Consider the following 15485-nt stretch of genomic DNA (forward strand, 5'->3'; position numbering starts at 1 on the left):
GTATCCTTCATCTGCCGTCCTTTCGCGCAGTCGTTTCTTCCAACGACCATTCTGGCACATTGCGATGCCGTGCGGGGAGGACGGCAACCACCCCATCTCACAGGTATGGGTGCAGTAACGGGACGGGGGCAGCGGGGAAGACCGGGCGGTCTTTCTCCGGATCGGGGCTGCCTTTGCCCTTTAAAGGTTCCGGGGGCCGGCTTTTTTAAAAAGGCGGCGTTCCTCGAAGCTTTTTGAAAAAAGCTTCACCAAAAACCTTTGATTATCCTGACGACATTTCCAGATCAGGATGTCAGGAAAATCCTGGAATTCTCAAAGGTTTTCCTGCTTTTTCTTCTTGAAACACGGGCGCATCCGAAAAGGACACGCCCGCATGCAAAAGAAGGTCAGAGCATCGACTTCGCGCGGGATTCGACCTTCGCGCAGGCTTCGCGACGGATATCGGTCGAGGCATCCTCAAGCGAGATCGGGGCCTTGCCGCCAACCTTCAGCAGGCCGGTGGAGCCATCGGCATAGGACATGTTGCCCTTGCTGTTGGACGGGACGTCGTTGGTCTTCTTGTTCAGGGCCGCAAGGACGGGCCATGCCTCGGACGCGGTCAGGTAGTTGGACTGGATGCAGTAGTTGAGGATACCGCCAAGGTCGGCAGGCTTGGCCGAGGACACGGCGGACATCACCGTCTTTTCCGACAGCGATCCCATCTTGATCTGTTCCACCTGGTTGGCGACGCCCGCACCCGTGGGGGGATTCGTTTCGGCATGTGCCAGCATGGGAGCAGCAGCCAGCACGGTTGCAACGGCACCGGCGGAAAGGACGCGACCGAGACACGAGATCATTTTGTTCACCTTTATTCAATTATTGCGCGACCAGACGCAACGGCATGCGTGACTGGCGTGTGTCAGTAAGTGTCATGTTACCATGGGATGCCCGCCCCGGCCCCCTACACTGCATATGCCAGACATTCGTCTTTTGGATATATAACAGCAATGCCATGGGCGCAGGCCACCATCCGTCATGGGGCGGATGCGCAAAATCATTTCTGCGTCACGGGTTTTCCTGAACCGATCCCTGCGGGCGACTGCGGTGCGTTGCCGATCTGTTATGATCGGGGGATGCCGGACTCAAGATTATGTTACCAAATATGTATGGCCGCGCCCCATCGCGGGCGGCGGGGCCGGCCTATGCCCCGGCCGCCTCACGCGTGCGGATCCATTTTTCCAGTTCATCCGCGGGCAGCGGCCGGGCGAACAGGTAGCCCTGCATCACATCGCACTTCAGGTCCTCAAGCAGTTGCCGCTGCTGCACGGTTTCCACCCCTTCGGTCACGACCGTCATGCCCAGACGATTGCCGATGCCGATGACGGCGGTGGTCACGGCCTGCGCATTGGTGTCGTGTTCGAAATCGTTGATGAAGCTGCGGTCGATCTTGATTTCCGTCAGCGGCAGGCGCGTCAGGCGCGACAGGGAGGAATAGCCCGTGCCGAAATCGTCCATCGACAGGCCCACCCCGATATTGCGGATGGCCTGCAGCACGTCATGCGTGGCCTTGCCGCTTTCCATCATGACGTTTTCCGTGATCTCCACCGTCAGGCGGTCAGGCGTCAGGTCATAGGTCCGCAGCAGGCCGGCGATATAGTCAGGGACGCTGTGATCGCCGAAATGCGCGGCGGACAGGTTGACGGCCACGGTGGGCACGTGGATGCCCTCGCGGTCCCACTGCGCCATCTGGCGGCAGGCTTCCTGCAGGGACCACCGGCCGATGGCGGCGATCTGGCCGGTTTCCTCCGCCACCGCGATGAAGCGGGAGGGGAAGATGTTGCCAAGGTGGGGATGATGCCACCGCGCCAGCGCCTCCACCCCGTACAGCGCACCCGTCATCGTGTCGATCTGCGGCTGGTAGTACAGGTGCAAAAGCCCCTTGGACACGGTTTCATGCAGCGCGCTGCCCAGAAGCAGCCGGTCCTGCGCCAGGCGGTTCTTGCTCGAATCCGCGAATTTGTAGGTGCCGCGTCCCTCGTTCTTCGCCTGCTGCAGGGCCACGTCGGCATGGCCCAGCAGGGATTCGCCATCAGGCCCGTCATCGGGGAAGCACGCGATGCCAATGGACACCGACAGGGTGATGGCGCTGTCATCGACCTCGATCGGTTCGGCGATGGCGCGGATGATGCGCGTCGCCTGGTCCATCGCCAGCGCGCGGGGGCAGTTGGGCACAACGACGATGAACTCGTCCCCGCTGCTTCTGCTGATGATGTAGCGCCCGGCCGAAAGCTTCTGCAGCCGCTTCGCCACCTCCCGCAGGAAGTTGTCGGCGTGGATGTGGCCAAGCGCGTTGTTGATGTCGCGGAAACTGTCGATGTTGAGGACCATGACCGTAAAGACGGCATCCTGCCGGTCCGATGTCATCGTCTCGATATAGCGGTTGAGCGAGGAGCGGTTGAGCAGTCCCGTCAGCGTATCGCGTTCCGACAGTTCGGAAATGCGCTGCCGTGCCGCATCGCGCCCCAGCGCCAGCGTGCAGAACGGGGTCGCGGCCTTCATGACGGCCAGCGCCCAGTCCTTCACGCTGCTGTCGCGCAGATAGAGCGCCAGGATGCCCGCCGGGGTGCCGTCATGGGTGGTGACGGGGGCGGCGACGCACATGTCGAACCCGAACGAGCGCGCCAGCACCGCATGGCGCGTCCATGCCAGGTCCACCGCAACGGCGGGATCGTCCTTCATGGAGGCCACGGCCGCCGCGTCGGGCACGCAGGTCGCCAGCGCGTTGCGCATGCGCCGCGGCAGGGTGGTGGTGGCGGTCACGTCCATCCGCCCGTCGCGCCCGCCCGGATGCAGCAGCACCGCGCAGCAGTCGGACACCGTGTTTTCGATACGCTGGCACAGGAACTGCCCGCTCTGGTCCAGGGGCAGCTTTTCGGTTGTCAGGCTGCGCAGCAGGTCATTGCGCAGTTGCAGGATGCTTTCGGCATTACGTTCCTGCGTCACGTCGGTCATGACGCCCATGTAGAAGATGCCCGGCAGGCCCGGACGCACCACCTGCGACAGCGAAAGCCGCCCGCGCCGCACTTCGCCGCCGGCATTGACGAACTCCACATCGCGGGTGGTGCCGACATTATGGTGGCTGCCCGCCTCCAGGTGGCGGGCGATGAAGCCGTCATGGTCCGCGCGATAGGCGGGCGGCACAAGGCAGCGCACGTTCTGGCCCATCACCTCGTCACGTGGGAGACCCCACAGTCTCTGTGCCGCGTCATTATAGAAAACGATGTCGTTCCGGTCGTTGATCAGGACCACCGCCTCGGGAATATGCTGGAGCGCGAGGTCGGAAAGCTGCAGGTCCGGAGAATGCGTATAGGTTGTCATATCATCGTTTTTCTTCTGCAATCCGCTGCCGGCACGGGAATCCGGGCCAGAAACGGCCATGACCGCCCTGCTTTGCGACATTGCCGACACTTGGGGACAGCGATACGCGCATGTGCGCCGCACAGGGTCATTCAACCGGTTCTCCCTAACCGTTTATCCCCTTGGCGGGGTTCATACAAGAATGCAACGCCACCCCGCCATGCCGGCGTGATGGAGATTGAGTCCCGTCGCGCTTCGTGACACACACGAAGGCCGGGCGGTGCACTCCTGCCTGCCCTGCCGTGCGGACCATGGAACATGCAGCATTTACGCCTCGTGCTCAAAGATGTCTGGTACCTGACCCGTCCCTATTTCATGTCGGAGGAGCGCGGGCGCGCGTGGGCGCTGCTGCTGGGCGTGCTGGCGCTGACCTTCTCGCTGGTGGGAATCGACCTGGTGCAGTCGTTCGCGCGCAACGTCTATTACACCGCCCTGCAGCAGCGCGACGTAAAGACCTTCCTGCGCGGCCTGTTCTGGTACGTGCGTAGCGAAAGCGGCGCCATCATCCCCGGTTTCTTCCCCGTCGCCGCGCCCGCGCTGCTGATGGGGGTGTACCTGCCGTACCTGCAGCAACTGCTCCAGTTGCGCTGGCGGCGGTGGCTGACGCGGCGGATGACGGCGCAGTGGCTGGAAAACCAGACCTATTACCGCATCGCCCTTGTCACCTCGGGGCTGGAGGCCGGGGCCGACAACCCCGACCAGCGCATACAGGAGGACATCAACAGCTTCATCAGCGATACGCTGACGCAGTTCGTCAACTTCGTCACCAATGTCGTGACCCTGTTCAGCTATGCCGGGCTTTTGTGGACGCTGTCGGGGCCGCTGGTGGTGCTGGGGATCACCATCCCGGGCTATTTCTTCTGGGCGGCGCTGGTATATTCGGTCTTTGCCACATGGGTCACGCACCTTGTCGGGCACCGCCTCGCGGGACTGCAGTTCCTGCAGCAGCGCACGGAAGCCAACCTGCGTTACGGATTGGTACATGTGCGCGACAATGCCGAGGGAATCGCCCTGTACCGCGGCGAGGCGGAGGAGAAAGCCGGGCTGGAGCACGCATTTTCCGCCGTCTATGACAATTTCCTCGCCATCATGCGCCGCACGCGGATGCTGGGGCTGCTGACGACGGGGCTGGAGGTCATCTCCGGCAATTTCGCCCTGCTCGTCGGCTCCATCCGCTATTTCGCCAACAAGATGACGTTCGGCACGCTGATGCAGATGGTCATGGCATTTTCGCGCGTGCAGGGGGCGATGGGGTGGTTTTCGACCTCCTACGCCTCGCTGGCCACATGGCATGCCGAGGTCGCGCGACTGGCGACGTTCCAGCGCGTCATGGACCGCGCCCGCGCGATGGAGGGGGAATGCCGCGTCATTCCCGCCGCCGCCGGGGCGGACATGGTCCTGCGTGACCTGACGGTCCTGCGCCCCGATGGCACGGTCATGCTGGATCATGTGTCGATGACACTGCGCCATGGGGGCATGACCGTCATTTCCGCGCCGTCGGGGACGGGGAAATCGACCCTGTTCCGGGTCATCGCCGGGATCTGGCCCTTCGCGCGCGGCGAAATCGAACGTCCCGACACCCCGATGATGTTCGTGCCGCAGCGCCCCTACCTGCCGGTGGGCAGCCTGCGCCGCGCCGTATGCTATCCCATGGCCGACACGCAGGTGGACGATGCGCACATGCGCACGGCCCTCGCGGCGGTGGGGCTGGAACGCCTGCTTCCCCTGCTGGACGAGGAAGCGCCGTGGGGACAGACCCTTTCACCGGGGGAGCAGCAGCGCCTTGCCTTCGCGCGCATCCTTGTGGCGCGCCCGGCGTGGGTCTTCCTCGATGAATCGACCTCCAGCCTCGACGCCACGGCGGAAGGCATGCTGTACGCCCTGCTGCGGCAGGAATGTCCGGGCATCACCATCGTCTCGATCACGCACCGCGCCTCCCTGCTGGCGGCGCATGACACGTGCATCACGCTCCAGTCTCCATAAATCAGGAGTTTTTGGTGAAGCTTTTTGCAAAAAGCTTCAAAGGAACGCCGCCTTTTTGGAAAAAGGCGGCACCCAAAAACTTTTATCCGTTTGTCAGCGCCCTGCCTGAAACCACTTTTCAGGTACAGCTTTCCGGGGAAAGTGTACTTTGAGGTACATCAATGCCCGTCACGTCCCGTTCCCGGTGATGCAGCCCCCGTCCGGGATGGCCCGCGCCCTGCGCCCGCCACGCAGCAGGTCCTGCGCACTGACCAGCACGATGCCCCCCAGGATCATCACCGCGCCACAGATGAAGGCGGTATCCAACTGCTCGCCCAGCACCGTTACGCCGAACACCGTCCCGAACACCGGCGCCATGAAGGAAATCACCCCGAGGCGGGAGGCAAGGTAGATCCGCAGCAGCGCAAACCACGCCAGATAACTGGCGAAGGAGACGATCACGCTCTGATACAGCAACCCCGCCACCAGCACGGGCGTCCATGTGACCCGGACCTCGCCCATCATCACGGCGGCAGCGGTGGCCAGCACGAATCCCCCCACAAGCTGGTACAGCAGCGTCACCGACGCGGGCGCGCGCGACAGGGCGGACACCCGTACGACCGTCGTGGTCGAGCCACTGGCCGCACCCGCCGCAATGCCCAGCAGGTCACCCAGCCACGCCATGCTGCCCGCGGGGGCCGGCCCACGCCCGGCAAAGGACGCCACCACACCGGCAAAGGCCAGGCCGATGCCACACCATTGCAGCGGGGCAAGGCGCTCCTCCGGCAGGCACAGCCCCAGGCCGAATGCCGCGAAGATCGGCGCGGTATAGAGGAAGATCGCGATATGCGACGCCGTGGTCAGGCGCAGTCCCTCCCCCACCAGCACGAACTCCGTCCCGAACAGAAGTCCCGCCAGCACGCCGCCACGCAGCGTCCATCGCGCCAGCGCCGCATGGTCGCGCCGGTACAGCACCACCAGCGCGACCAGCACCGCCGAGATGCCCGAACGCACCCCCACCTGCAGCAGCGGCGCCATGGACGCCGCCGCCAGTTTGATGATGACCTGCTGCGTGCCCCAGATCGCGCACATCATGACCATGATGGTCGTGGCCCGTGCGTCAACGGGTCTGCGTTCGTTGCCCATGGCGTACCTTACAGTTCGTAACCATAAGGAAATAACTTGAGAATACCGGGGGATGTGCTCTTTTTTGGGAAGGGATGTGCAATTTTCGCTCATGAAACCGAAGGAACGCGCAATGTCCACTCACAGGCTGGACCCACATGACCTGGCCATCGTGCGCCTGCTGCAGGAAGATGCGGGCCAGCCACAGCGTGAAATCGCACGCCGGGTCAACCTGTCGCCCCCCGCCGTGCAGCGCCGGATCGCACGCATGCAGAAGGAAGGCATCATCCGCCGGACCGTCGCCATCGTGGATCAGGCCGCCGTGGGCTTTCCCATCACCGTGCTGGTGAATGTCACGCTGACGGATGACCGTTCGGCCACGGTATCAGCCGTCAAGGCGTTCTTCCGCGACGCCCCGGAGGTGCAGCAATGTTACTGTGTCACCGGGACGGCGGGGTTCGTCCTGATCCTGCTGGTCCCGTCCATGGAGGATTACGAGGAACGGACCGCGCGCCTGCTGGCGGACAACGAACTGGTGCGTTCCTATCACACCGTGGTCGTGCTGGACCGTGTAAAGACCGGGACCGGCGTGCCGCTGTAGCCCGCGCCTGTCCCGAAGGATTTGCATGGGCCCCCTGCACGAAGGCTGGCTGGCATGATGGCGCCAGCCATGACACACTATGTCATAGTCGCGCCACGGGGACCCATCCCATGATCCAGCCTGCCCCCACTCCGTCCCCCATGGCCTCGCGCCATCCCCATGTGCTGGAGGACAGGGGCCATGACACCATCGTGCGCGTGGGACAGGCGGACCGGTTCTGGTCCGATTTCTACCACCATGCGCTGACGGCACGGTGGAGCCGTTTCCTGTACTGGTCCATCGCGTTCTATGTCGGGATCAACGTGGTCTTCGCGCTGGCCTACATGGCGGTGGGGTCACAGGTGTCCGGCGCGCGGCAGGGCGATTTCCTCGATTACTTCTTCTTCAGCGTCCAGACCCTGTCCACCGTGGGGTATGGCGTCATGGCCCCGGTCGGCCGCACGGCGAACCTGCTGGCGACGACGGAGGTGCTGGGCGGGATGATGATCAACGCCGTGGCGACGGGCCTGGTCTTTGCCCGGTTTTCGCGCCCGCGCGCACTCATCATGTTCAGCAAGCGCGCCGTCATCATCAACGACAACGCGACACCCCACCTCGACGTGCGTGTCGCCAACTGCCGCCGCAGCCCGATCCTGAGCGCGGATATCGAATTCTCGCTCGCGCGCCTGATCCCGCAGCCCGACGGCCATGTCACGCGGGAGTTCGCTCCCCTGCCACTGCGGCAGTCCCACATCCCGGTCCTGCGCTTTGCGTGCCTGCCGGTGCATGTGATTGACGGGTCCAGCCCCCTGCATGGGGTCACGCTGGACATGCTGCGCGCGGAGGAGGCGGAGATCATCGTCACGATCACCGGCACGGACGAGGCCTCCGGACAGTCGGTGTTCGCCCGCACGGCCTACGGGTTCGACCGGATGCTGTATGACCACCATTTCGTGGACATCATCAACACCAACCCCGATGGCAGCATCACGGTCGATTACACCCGTTTCGACGACCTCGAAAAATGCGCCTGACCCCCACCATCCACCCGTTACGCGCCTGACAGGCCTTTCCACGCCGCAAGCGCGCGCGCCCGCCCGCCCTGAAGGTCCACGATGGGCGATGGATAGGCCACGCGCCTGCGGATCGCGGGATCGCAGGTCCATGGGGTGTGGATACATGACGTGGGCAATGGCGCGAGTTCGGGCACCCATTTGCGCACGTACGCGCCATCGGGGTCGAATTTCTGCGCCTGCAGCACGGGATTGAACACGCGGAAATAGGGCGCGGCATCCACCCCGCATCCCGCAACCCATTGCCAGTTAATGACATTACTTGCGATATCAGCATCGACCAGCGTGTCGCGGAACCATGCCTCCCCCACGCGCCAGTCCATCAGCAGGTGTTTCGTCAGGAACGACGCCACGATCATGCGCACCCGGTTATGCATCCATCCGGTGTGCCACAACTGCCGCATGCCCGCGTCCACGATGGGGTATCCCGTGCGCCCCTGCTGCCACGCCCGCAGGTCATCGGCGTCATCGCGCCATGGCATCGCATCGAATTCGGTACGGAAATTGCCCGATACCAGTTCAGGCTGCGCATAAAGCAGGGACACCGCGAAATCGCGCCATCCCAGTTCCGACAGGAATTTCCCCAAATCCTGTTCACCCGCCCCGTCCCCCCCGCGCACGGCCGCGACGGCTTCGTGCCAGACCTGCCGGGGGGAGACATGGCCAAAGCGCAGATCCGGCGACAGGCGCGACGTCGCGGGCAGGTCCGGCCGGTCGCGCGCATCGCCATATCCCGCCAAACCATCATGGACGAAGCCGTGCAGGCGTTCGCGCGCCCGTGCCTCCCCCGGTTGCCATGCCGCGCGCAGTCCCCCGGCCCAGTCGGGCGCCACCGGGCACAGGCCAAGCGCGTCAATCCCCACGCACTGTTCCGCCCACGCGGCGGGGGGCGGGGCCGCGGGAACCTGCGCAGGCGCGGGCAGGGGCGGAAGCGGTTCGCCCATCGCACGCGCGGCACGCCACCACGCGGTATAGACCCGGAACGCATCGCCCGTGCGGGTGCGCACCGTCCAGGGTTCATGCAGCACGCCGGCCGCAAAGCTGTGGGCCGCAACACCCGCTTCCTTCACGGCGGCCTTGATGGCGGTATCGGTTTCGCGGCCTACGGGATCATAACGGCGGTTCCACACGATTTCCGCCGCACCCGCCTGCGCCACCAGTTGCGGCACCAGCGTTGCGGCATCACCGCGCGCCACATGCAGCACCGCCCCCACCCGCACAAGGTCCGCCCGCAGCGCGCGCAAGGCCCCATCAAGCCACCATTGCGCCGCCCCGCCCAGCGCACGCGCGAACGCATGGCCCGGGTCATGCACGAACAGGCACAGCACCGGCCGCCCCGATGCGACGGCATGTGACAGGGCCGGGTTGTCCGCCAGCCTCAGGTCGTCACGAAACCAGACGATGACGGGCGCGGTAGCGCAGGGTGTCTCGGCAGGGGAAGTCGGGGGCGGGGAAGATCGGGGCATGTCCATTCCGGCAGTGATGGCAGGACCTGCCGGTGTGCTATACCCTTGCAAACCGTTGCAAGTGAAACCTGCCCTCTTTTCTGGATAACCGGCGCGCGCCCATGTTCTTCATGTTCAAGACTGTCCTGTCGGGACTTATCATCGCCCTCGTCTCCACCATTGCGCGGCGTTATCCCGCCCTTGGCGCGCTGGTCGCATCGCTGCCGCTGATCTCGGTGTTCGGGATGCTGTGGCTGTGGGCGGAAACAAAGGATCCGGTCCGCATGGAAACCCATGTGGAGGCGACATTCTGGTACGTCATCCCGTCGCTGCCGATGTTCCTGCTGATCCCGTACCTGATGCGCCATGGGGTCGGTTTCTATCCCGCGCTGCTGGTGGGATGCGTGCTGACCGCCGTACTTTACATGTGGGTCACATGGTGCGCCGCGCGCATGGGCGTGAACCTGTAGGGACCGGGAGTTTTCGGATGCCGTGTCCTTTAGGGAAATGTGGCGTTCCCTGAAGCTTTTTGAAAAAGCTTCACCAGAAACTTCTATAAATTCTATCCGATATTTTTAAATATCCTTTCGGATACATCTTTTTTCAGAAATATCCGTCCGGACAGACGCCTTCCCCGTCAGGGGGAGGCAGGCGGGGATGCGTGCGCCGGGACCGTGGCCTGCACGTTCTGCCCGACAGGGGCGGCCTGGGGCGTGTTCTCCGGCTCCTCGAACATCGCGCGACAGCCAGGGGAAAGCTTGTCGAGCTTGCTTTCAAGACATTCCTCCATCAACTGTTCATTGGGGATGTCCATGAAACACAGCCTGAAGACATCCTTCTTGCACGCCGATGCCTGGTCCTCCCGCCCGGCGGCGGCGTGGGCGGGCAGGGCCTGCGTCATGCCCCAGAACATCGTGACGAGTGCGCACGCCATGATGCGCAGGTCGTGATGTCCGGTTTCATGATGACGCAGCATGTCTTGATCCTCCTTGAAAAAATGGGCCGTGGGAAACGGGCCTGAAATGGGGCATGCGCGATGGAGGTCCCGGTGCGCGGCAGGCGGCGCAATACGACGCGACAACATGGGCCGGACCGCCATCCGGGGCGCGGCGGGACGTGTGTCCAACGCGGAACATGTCGAAAAGTTTCCCGATTATTACGTGAAAATCCAGGAAATAACATCATTTATCTGTGATGATACGCATCCCCGCCTGCCTGCGTTGACACCCCACACCACAACCAGCACCGAAAGGAACGGCATCATGGCCAACGAAACAGCCACTCAACTGGGGAATGCGGCAGGCAAGGTTGCGGACGTCCTGACGGGCGCACGGACGGACAAGTCCGGCCTGATGAGCGCGATGATCGAATATATGGGCGCACGCAACGGCACCGGACGCCGCATCCTGCATGAACGCGCCCGCAACGAAGGGCTGGAGCCGACCGTGCGGCAGTGGGAGGCCGCCCCCTCCCCCGCGCCGACGCAGGCGGACGTCGTGACAAAGCTGCTGCCCGCCGACGTGATCGACCATTTTTCCCGCCAGACGGGACTGTCACACGCGGCGACCATCGCGGGACTGGCGGACCTGCTGCCCCACCTGTCGCGGCTGGATGGCTGACGGCGCGCATGGGAAAATGGGGCATGTGGGATGCAGCCATCCCCCTTGCGCGGCGGGGTCATTGACGCGACCGTATGCGTCACACGACGGACCGACGCATCACGGAGACGACCATGACCACCACCGACACCCAACACGACAAGAGGGCCATCATCGTGACGGGAGGCAGCCGTGGCATCGGCCATGCGATCTGCCGCCTGCTGGCGTCCCATGGCTATCCCGTGGAGATCAACTACAGCCACACCGCCGCCCCGGCGGAGGAACTGGCCGCCAGCATCCGCGCACAGGGGGGCCATGCCGTGGCGATTGCCGCGAACGTGGCCGACCCGGCGCAGATCACCGCCCTGTTCGACCGCGCCACGCGCGAACTCGGCCCGCTGGGCGGACTGGTCAACAATGCAGGCGTCACGGGGACGAAGGTCCGCGTGGATGAACAGACGGCCGAAACACTCGACGCCCTGTTCGACATCAACGTGCGTGGCAGCATGCTGGCGGCGGGCGAGGCCGTGCGCCGCCTGTCCACGCGCCATGGCGGACAGGGCGGCAGCATCGTCAACCTGTCCTCGGTCGCGGCGCGCCTGGGCGGCCTGCCGGGACTGGTCCCCTATGCCGCGACCAAGGCCGCGATCGAGACCTTCACCCGCGGACTGGCCAACGAGGTCGCGCGGGAGGGCGTGCGCGTCAACGCCGTCGCCCCCGGCCTGACGGCGACCGACATGGTCCCCCCGGAAACCGAGGCCCTGGTGGACAAGGTCGTGCCGATGGGCCGCACCGGCCATCCCGACGAAATCGCGCAGGCGGTGCTGTTCCTGATCTCCCCCGCATCTTCGTACATGACCGGCAGCATCATGACAGTTTCGGGCGGACGCTGATACACTGCCACCCATTGCAGCCATCCCGAGGAGATCGCAGCACATGTATATTGCCATGAACCGATTCCGCATTCCCCCCGAAAACGAGGACGCCTTTCGCGAACGCTGGCTGGGGCGCGAAGTCCACCTGCATACCGTGCCCGGCTTCATCAGTTTCCAGCTACTCGCCGGTCCGCGTCACGACGACTACATCCTGTATGCCTCCCACACCATCTGGCAGTCCCGCGCCGCATTTGAAAACTGGACCCGTTCGGACGAATTCCGCGCCGCCCACGCCAGCGCGGGCACGAAGAAACCGCTGATGATCGGCCCGCCCGTATTCGAAGGCTTCGATGTGGTACAGAACATCGTCGCGCGCATGCCCGACGGCGAGGGCTGAGGCCACAGGCCCCGCCCCATCCTGTCACATTTGCGCGCGGCACGCGGAATGTTACGTTTCCATGCCCGCGCGCATCCCGTATGATCGGCCCCTGCGCGGGGCCACGGGTTCCGTCTCCTTTCCCGGACCACAGGAACCCATCGCCATGTCCCCAGCCGCCCTGTCACGTCGCAGCCTCCTCCTTGGCGGGGTCACGGCGGCGGGACTGATGACGGCGCGCGCACGGGCCGGCACGCCCGCCCCGCTGGCGCAACCGCCCAGCGTGGTCACCACCCCGCCGCGGCAGTGGGGGCCGCATGCCCCGGCGCCCTACCTGCCGGATCCGGATATCCTTGCGATTGACCCGTCATTTTCCAACCTTGTCTATGGCAACGCCAACATCCGGCTGGCATGGCGGGGTGGCGACTGGCTGGAAGGTCCGGCGTGGAGCACGCAGGGACGTTTCCTGCTGCTGAGTGACACGATCCGCGCGCAGCAGTACCGTTACCTGTGGGAGACGGGGACGGTTTCGGTCTTTCGTGACTATTCCTACAACAGCAACGGCAACACGTTCGATGCCGAAGGCCGCCTGATCAGTTGCGAACACGGCATGCGGCGGGTCGTGCGCTGGGAACATGACGGGTCGTGCAGCGTGCTGGCGGACCGGTACCAGGGCGCGCCGCTCAATTCCCCCAACGACGTCGTGGTCCATCCCGATGGCGGCATCTGGTTCACCGACCCCGGATATGGCGACACCATCGTCGAAGGCCACCCCGACGCGCCGGGGGGACGTGCCAACCGCATGGGCCGCGAACGCTGGGCCATGGACGGGGAGGTCGTGGCCCAGTTCGCAGGCCATGCGCGGCAGGACGACCATGTCTTTCGCATCGACCCGCACACCGGCGAACTGCGCGCCATCCTGACGCAGCAGCAGCTTGCGGGGCCGAACGGGCTGTGCTTTTCGCCTGATGGCAGCATCCTTTACGTGATTTCCAGCGGCGCGGGACCGGGACAGGACGGCCCCGGCGGGGACCAGCGCATCCATGCCTATGACCTGAAGGACGGGGAAGTGCGCAATGGCCGCGTGTTCGCGGACATGATGCTCGACGGACACCAGTTGGGACCGGATGGCATGCGCGCGGACATCTTTGGCAACCTGTGGTGCGGCGCGGGCGGGCCGCTCGGCCTGTGCGGCGTCGTGGTCTACAGCCCCGCCGGGCGCATGATCGGACGGCTGCGCCTGCCGCGCGGGGTGTCGAACCTGACCTTTGGCGGGCCAAAGCGCGACACCCTGTTCATGTGCGCGGCCGATGCGCTGTTTACGCTGGTGGTCAACACGCAGGGCGCGGGCCTGTCCTGACCCCCTGAATTCGTTAAAACTCCTGGTTCCCAAAGGGTAATACCCTTTGGTGGGGGTGCGGGGGCAACGCCTCCGAGACAACGATGCATGCAGCATCCGGGCTCCGCCCGGACTCGGCAGGGATCGCGATCCCTGCACCCTGATTCGCTTAAAAGTCCTGGTTTCCAAAGGGCAATGCCCTTTGGTGGGGGTGCGGTGGCAAAGCCCCTGACCTTCTTTGTCCTATGCCCCGCCAACCCCATGCCCGACCATCGCCATCGGGTTGACAAGGCGGTCGAACGTCGCCCCGTCCACCAGTCCCGACGCCAGCGCGGCCTCACGCAGGGTGATGTCCTGCTCCATCGCCCGGTGCGCAATGGCGGAGGCATTGTCGTAGCCGATTTCGGGACTCAGCGCGGTGACCAGCATGACCGACCCTTCGACATACTGGCGGATGCGCTTGAGGTTCAGGCGCGTCCCCTCCACCGAGAACACGCGGAAATTGTGGCACCCGTCGGCAAGGATGCGGATTGCATGGATCACGTTGGCCACGATCACCGGACGCATCACGTTCAGGTCCAGTTGCCCCTGGCTTCCGGCAAAGGACACGGTGGCGTCATTGCCCATGACCTGCGTGCAGATCATCACCATCGCCTCGCACTGGGTCGGGTTGACCTTGCCGGGCATGATGGATGAGCCGGGTTCATTTTCCGGCAGGTGCAGTTCCCCCAGGCCACAGCGCGGGCCGGAGCCAAGCCAGCGCATGTCGTTGGCGATCTTCATCAGCGCCACGGCCACTCCGCGCAGCGCGGCCGACACCCGCACCATGGCGTCCAGCCCGCCAAGGGCCGCGAACTTGTTGGGCGCGGTGACGAATTCCCGCCCCGTCAGGGCCGCGATCCGCTGCGCAATGGCACGGCTGAATCCCGGCGGTGCGTTCAGGCCCGTGCCCACGGCCGTCCCCCCCGCCGCAAGCTGCAGCACGCCGCCACGCGCGGCCTTTACCGCATCCAGCGCATCCTCCAACTGGCACGCCCAGCCGGACCATTCCTGTCCCACCGTCAGCGGCACCGCATCCTGCAGGTGCGTGCGCCCGATCTTGACCACGTCATGCCATTCCTCCGCCTTGGCGCGCAGGGCGGCAATCAGTTCCTCCACACGCGGCATCAGGCGGTCGTCGATTTCCAGCAGGGTGGCGACATGCATGGCGGTGGGAAAGGAATCGTTGCTCGACTGTCCCATATTCACGTCATCATTGGGATGGACCGGGGTCTTGGACCCCAGCACACCCCCCAGAAGCTGGATCGCACGGTTGGCAATCACCTCGTTGACGTTCATGTTGGTCTGCGTGCCCGATCCGGTCTGCCAGACGAACAGGGGGAATTCGCTATCCAGCGCGCCACTTGCGACCTCGTCGGCGGCACGGCAGATGGCGTCGGCCTTCCATTGCGGCAGGCGGCCATCGGCGGCATTCACCAGCGCCGCCGCCTTCTTCACGATGCCATAGGCATGGCAGACCTCGATCGGCATGTGGTCGCGGCCGATGGAGAAATGCACAAGGCTGCGCTGCGTCTGCGCACCCCAGTAATGGTCGGCGGGGACGTCGATGTCACCCATCGAATCACGTTCGCGACGCAGGCCGGTGGCCTTGATGCCAATGGGACAGTCGATCAGTTTCGGCGGCTGGGTCATGGGGGACGTTCCTTCCTGTGGTTT

The 15485-nt window shown here is 64.6% G+C and carries 15 protein-coding genes; 9 read left to right on the forward strand and 6 right to left on the reverse strand.

Annotated features, from left to right (window positions below; all coding sequences use genetic code 11):
* Nucleotides 1–386: 386 nt before the first annotated feature.
* A complete protein-coding gene (locus CFR72_RS11270; protein WP_110914070.1) occupies nucleotides 387–836 on the reverse strand; it encodes a DUF2501 domain-containing protein in 450 nt (149 codons plus the stop codon).
* A gap of 343 nt (nucleotides 837–1179) precedes the next feature.
* A complete protein-coding gene (locus CFR72_RS11275) occupies nucleotides 1180–3357 on the reverse strand; it encodes a putative bifunctional diguanylate cyclase/phosphodiesterase (RefSeq protein ID WP_167400360.1) in 2178 nt (725 codons plus the stop codon).
* Between the two features lie 297 nt (nucleotides 3358–3654).
* Between CFR72_RS11275 and CFR72_RS11280 the strand changes: the two genes are divergently transcribed.
* Nucleotides 3655–5379 carry an ABC transporter ATP-binding protein/permease gene (locus CFR72_RS11280; protein ID WP_110914046.1) on the forward strand — a complete coding sequence of 575 codons (1725 nt, stop codon included), beginning with the start codon at nucleotides 3655–3657 and terminating at the stop codon, nucleotides 5377–5379.
* 14 nt (nucleotides 5380–5393) lie between these two features.
* Nucleotides 5394–5531, forward strand: a complete 138-nt coding sequence (locus CFR72_RS17565) for a hypothetical protein (RefSeq protein ID WP_167400359.1) — start codon at nucleotides 5394–5396, stop codon at nucleotides 5529–5531.
* Between the two features lie 16 nt (nucleotides 5532–5547).
* Here CFR72_RS17565 and CFR72_RS11285 read toward each other — a convergent pair whose 3' ends face one another.
* Complete coding sequence (locus CFR72_RS11285; RefSeq protein ID WP_110914047.1) at nucleotides 5548–6504, reverse strand: DMT family transporter; 957 nt, start codon at nucleotides 6502–6504, stop codon at nucleotides 5548–5550.
* 112 nt (nucleotides 6505–6616) lie between these two features.
* Here CFR72_RS11285 and CFR72_RS11290 point away from each other — a divergent pair, with 112 nt between their 5' ends.
* Complete coding sequence (locus CFR72_RS11290) at nucleotides 6617–7084, forward strand: Lrp/AsnC family transcriptional regulator (RefSeq protein WP_110914048.1); 468 nt, start codon at nucleotides 6617–6619, stop codon at nucleotides 7082–7084.
* A 110-nt stretch (nucleotides 7085–7194) separates the two neighbouring features.
* Nucleotides 7195–8097 (forward strand): ion channel, encoded by a 903-nt coding sequence (locus CFR72_RS11295; protein ID WP_110914049.1) that lies wholly within the window; start codon nucleotides 7195–7197, stop codon nucleotides 8095–8097.
* A 17-nt stretch (nucleotides 8098–8114) separates the two neighbouring features.
* Here CFR72_RS11295 and CFR72_RS11300 read toward each other — a convergent pair whose 3' ends face one another.
* Nucleotides 8115–9602, reverse strand: coding sequence for a cryptochrome/photolyase family protein (locus CFR72_RS11300; RefSeq protein ID WP_110914071.1), 1488 nt, complete (start codon nucleotides 9600–9602; stop codon nucleotides 8115–8117).
* A gap of 101 nt (nucleotides 9603–9703) precedes the next feature.
* On the opposite strand from CFR72_RS11300, the gene CFR72_RS11305 reads away from it, so the two are divergent.
* Nucleotides 9704–10051 (forward strand): DUF3147 family protein, encoded by a 348-nt coding sequence (locus tag CFR72_RS11305; RefSeq protein ID WP_110914050.1) that lies wholly within the window; start codon nucleotides 9704–9706, stop codon nucleotides 10049–10051.
* Nucleotides 10052–10218: 167 nt separating this feature from the next.
* Here CFR72_RS11305 and CFR72_RS18075 read toward each other — a convergent pair whose 3' ends face one another.
* A complete protein-coding gene (locus CFR72_RS18075; protein ID WP_227744259.1) occupies nucleotides 10219–10557 on the reverse strand; it encodes a hypothetical protein in 339 nt (112 codons plus the stop codon).
* A 286-nt stretch (nucleotides 10558–10843) separates the two neighbouring features.
* On the opposite strand from CFR72_RS18075, the gene CFR72_RS11315 reads away from it, so the two are divergent.
* The 4 genes from CFR72_RS11315 to CFR72_RS11330 all read left to right on the forward strand — a co-directional run bounded on the left by CFR72_RS11315 (nucleotide 10844) and on the right by CFR72_RS11330 (nucleotide 13790).
* Nucleotides 10844–11200 (forward strand): YidB family protein, encoded by a 357-nt coding sequence (locus tag CFR72_RS11315; RefSeq protein ID WP_110914072.1) that lies wholly within the window; start codon nucleotides 10844–10846, stop codon nucleotides 11198–11200.
* A gap of 113 nt (nucleotides 11201–11313) precedes the next feature.
* Complete coding sequence (locus tag CFR72_RS11320; RefSeq protein ID WP_110914073.1) at nucleotides 11314–12072, forward strand: SDR family NAD(P)-dependent oxidoreductase; 759 nt, start codon at nucleotides 11314–11316, stop codon at nucleotides 12070–12072.
* A 43-nt stretch (nucleotides 12073–12115) separates the two neighbouring features.
* Nucleotides 12116–12451, forward strand: a complete 336-nt coding sequence (locus tag CFR72_RS11325) for an antibiotic biosynthesis monooxygenase family protein (RefSeq protein ID WP_110914051.1) — start codon at nucleotides 12116–12118, stop codon at nucleotides 12449–12451.
* A 145-nt stretch (nucleotides 12452–12596) separates the two neighbouring features.
* Nucleotides 12597–13790: an SMP-30/gluconolactonase/LRE family protein gene (locus CFR72_RS11330; protein ID WP_110914074.1), complete on the forward strand. Its 1194-nt coding sequence runs from the start codon at nucleotides 12597–12599 to the stop codon at nucleotides 13788–13790.
* 222 nt (nucleotides 13791–14012) lie between these two features.
* Here the strand turns inward: CFR72_RS11330 and fumC are convergent, their stop codons facing one another.
* Entirely contained in the window at nucleotides 14013–15461 is a 1449-nt protein-coding gene (gene fumC, locus CFR72_RS11335; protein ID WP_110914052.1) for a class II fumarate hydratase, read from the reverse strand.
* Between the last annotated feature and the right edge of the window lie 24 nt (nucleotides 15462–15485).

The sequence above is a fragment of the Gluconacetobacter entanii genome, from assembly GCF_003206495.1.
Lineage (GTDB): Bacteria > Pseudomonadota > Alphaproteobacteria > Acetobacterales > Acetobacteraceae > Novacetimonas > Novacetimonas entanii.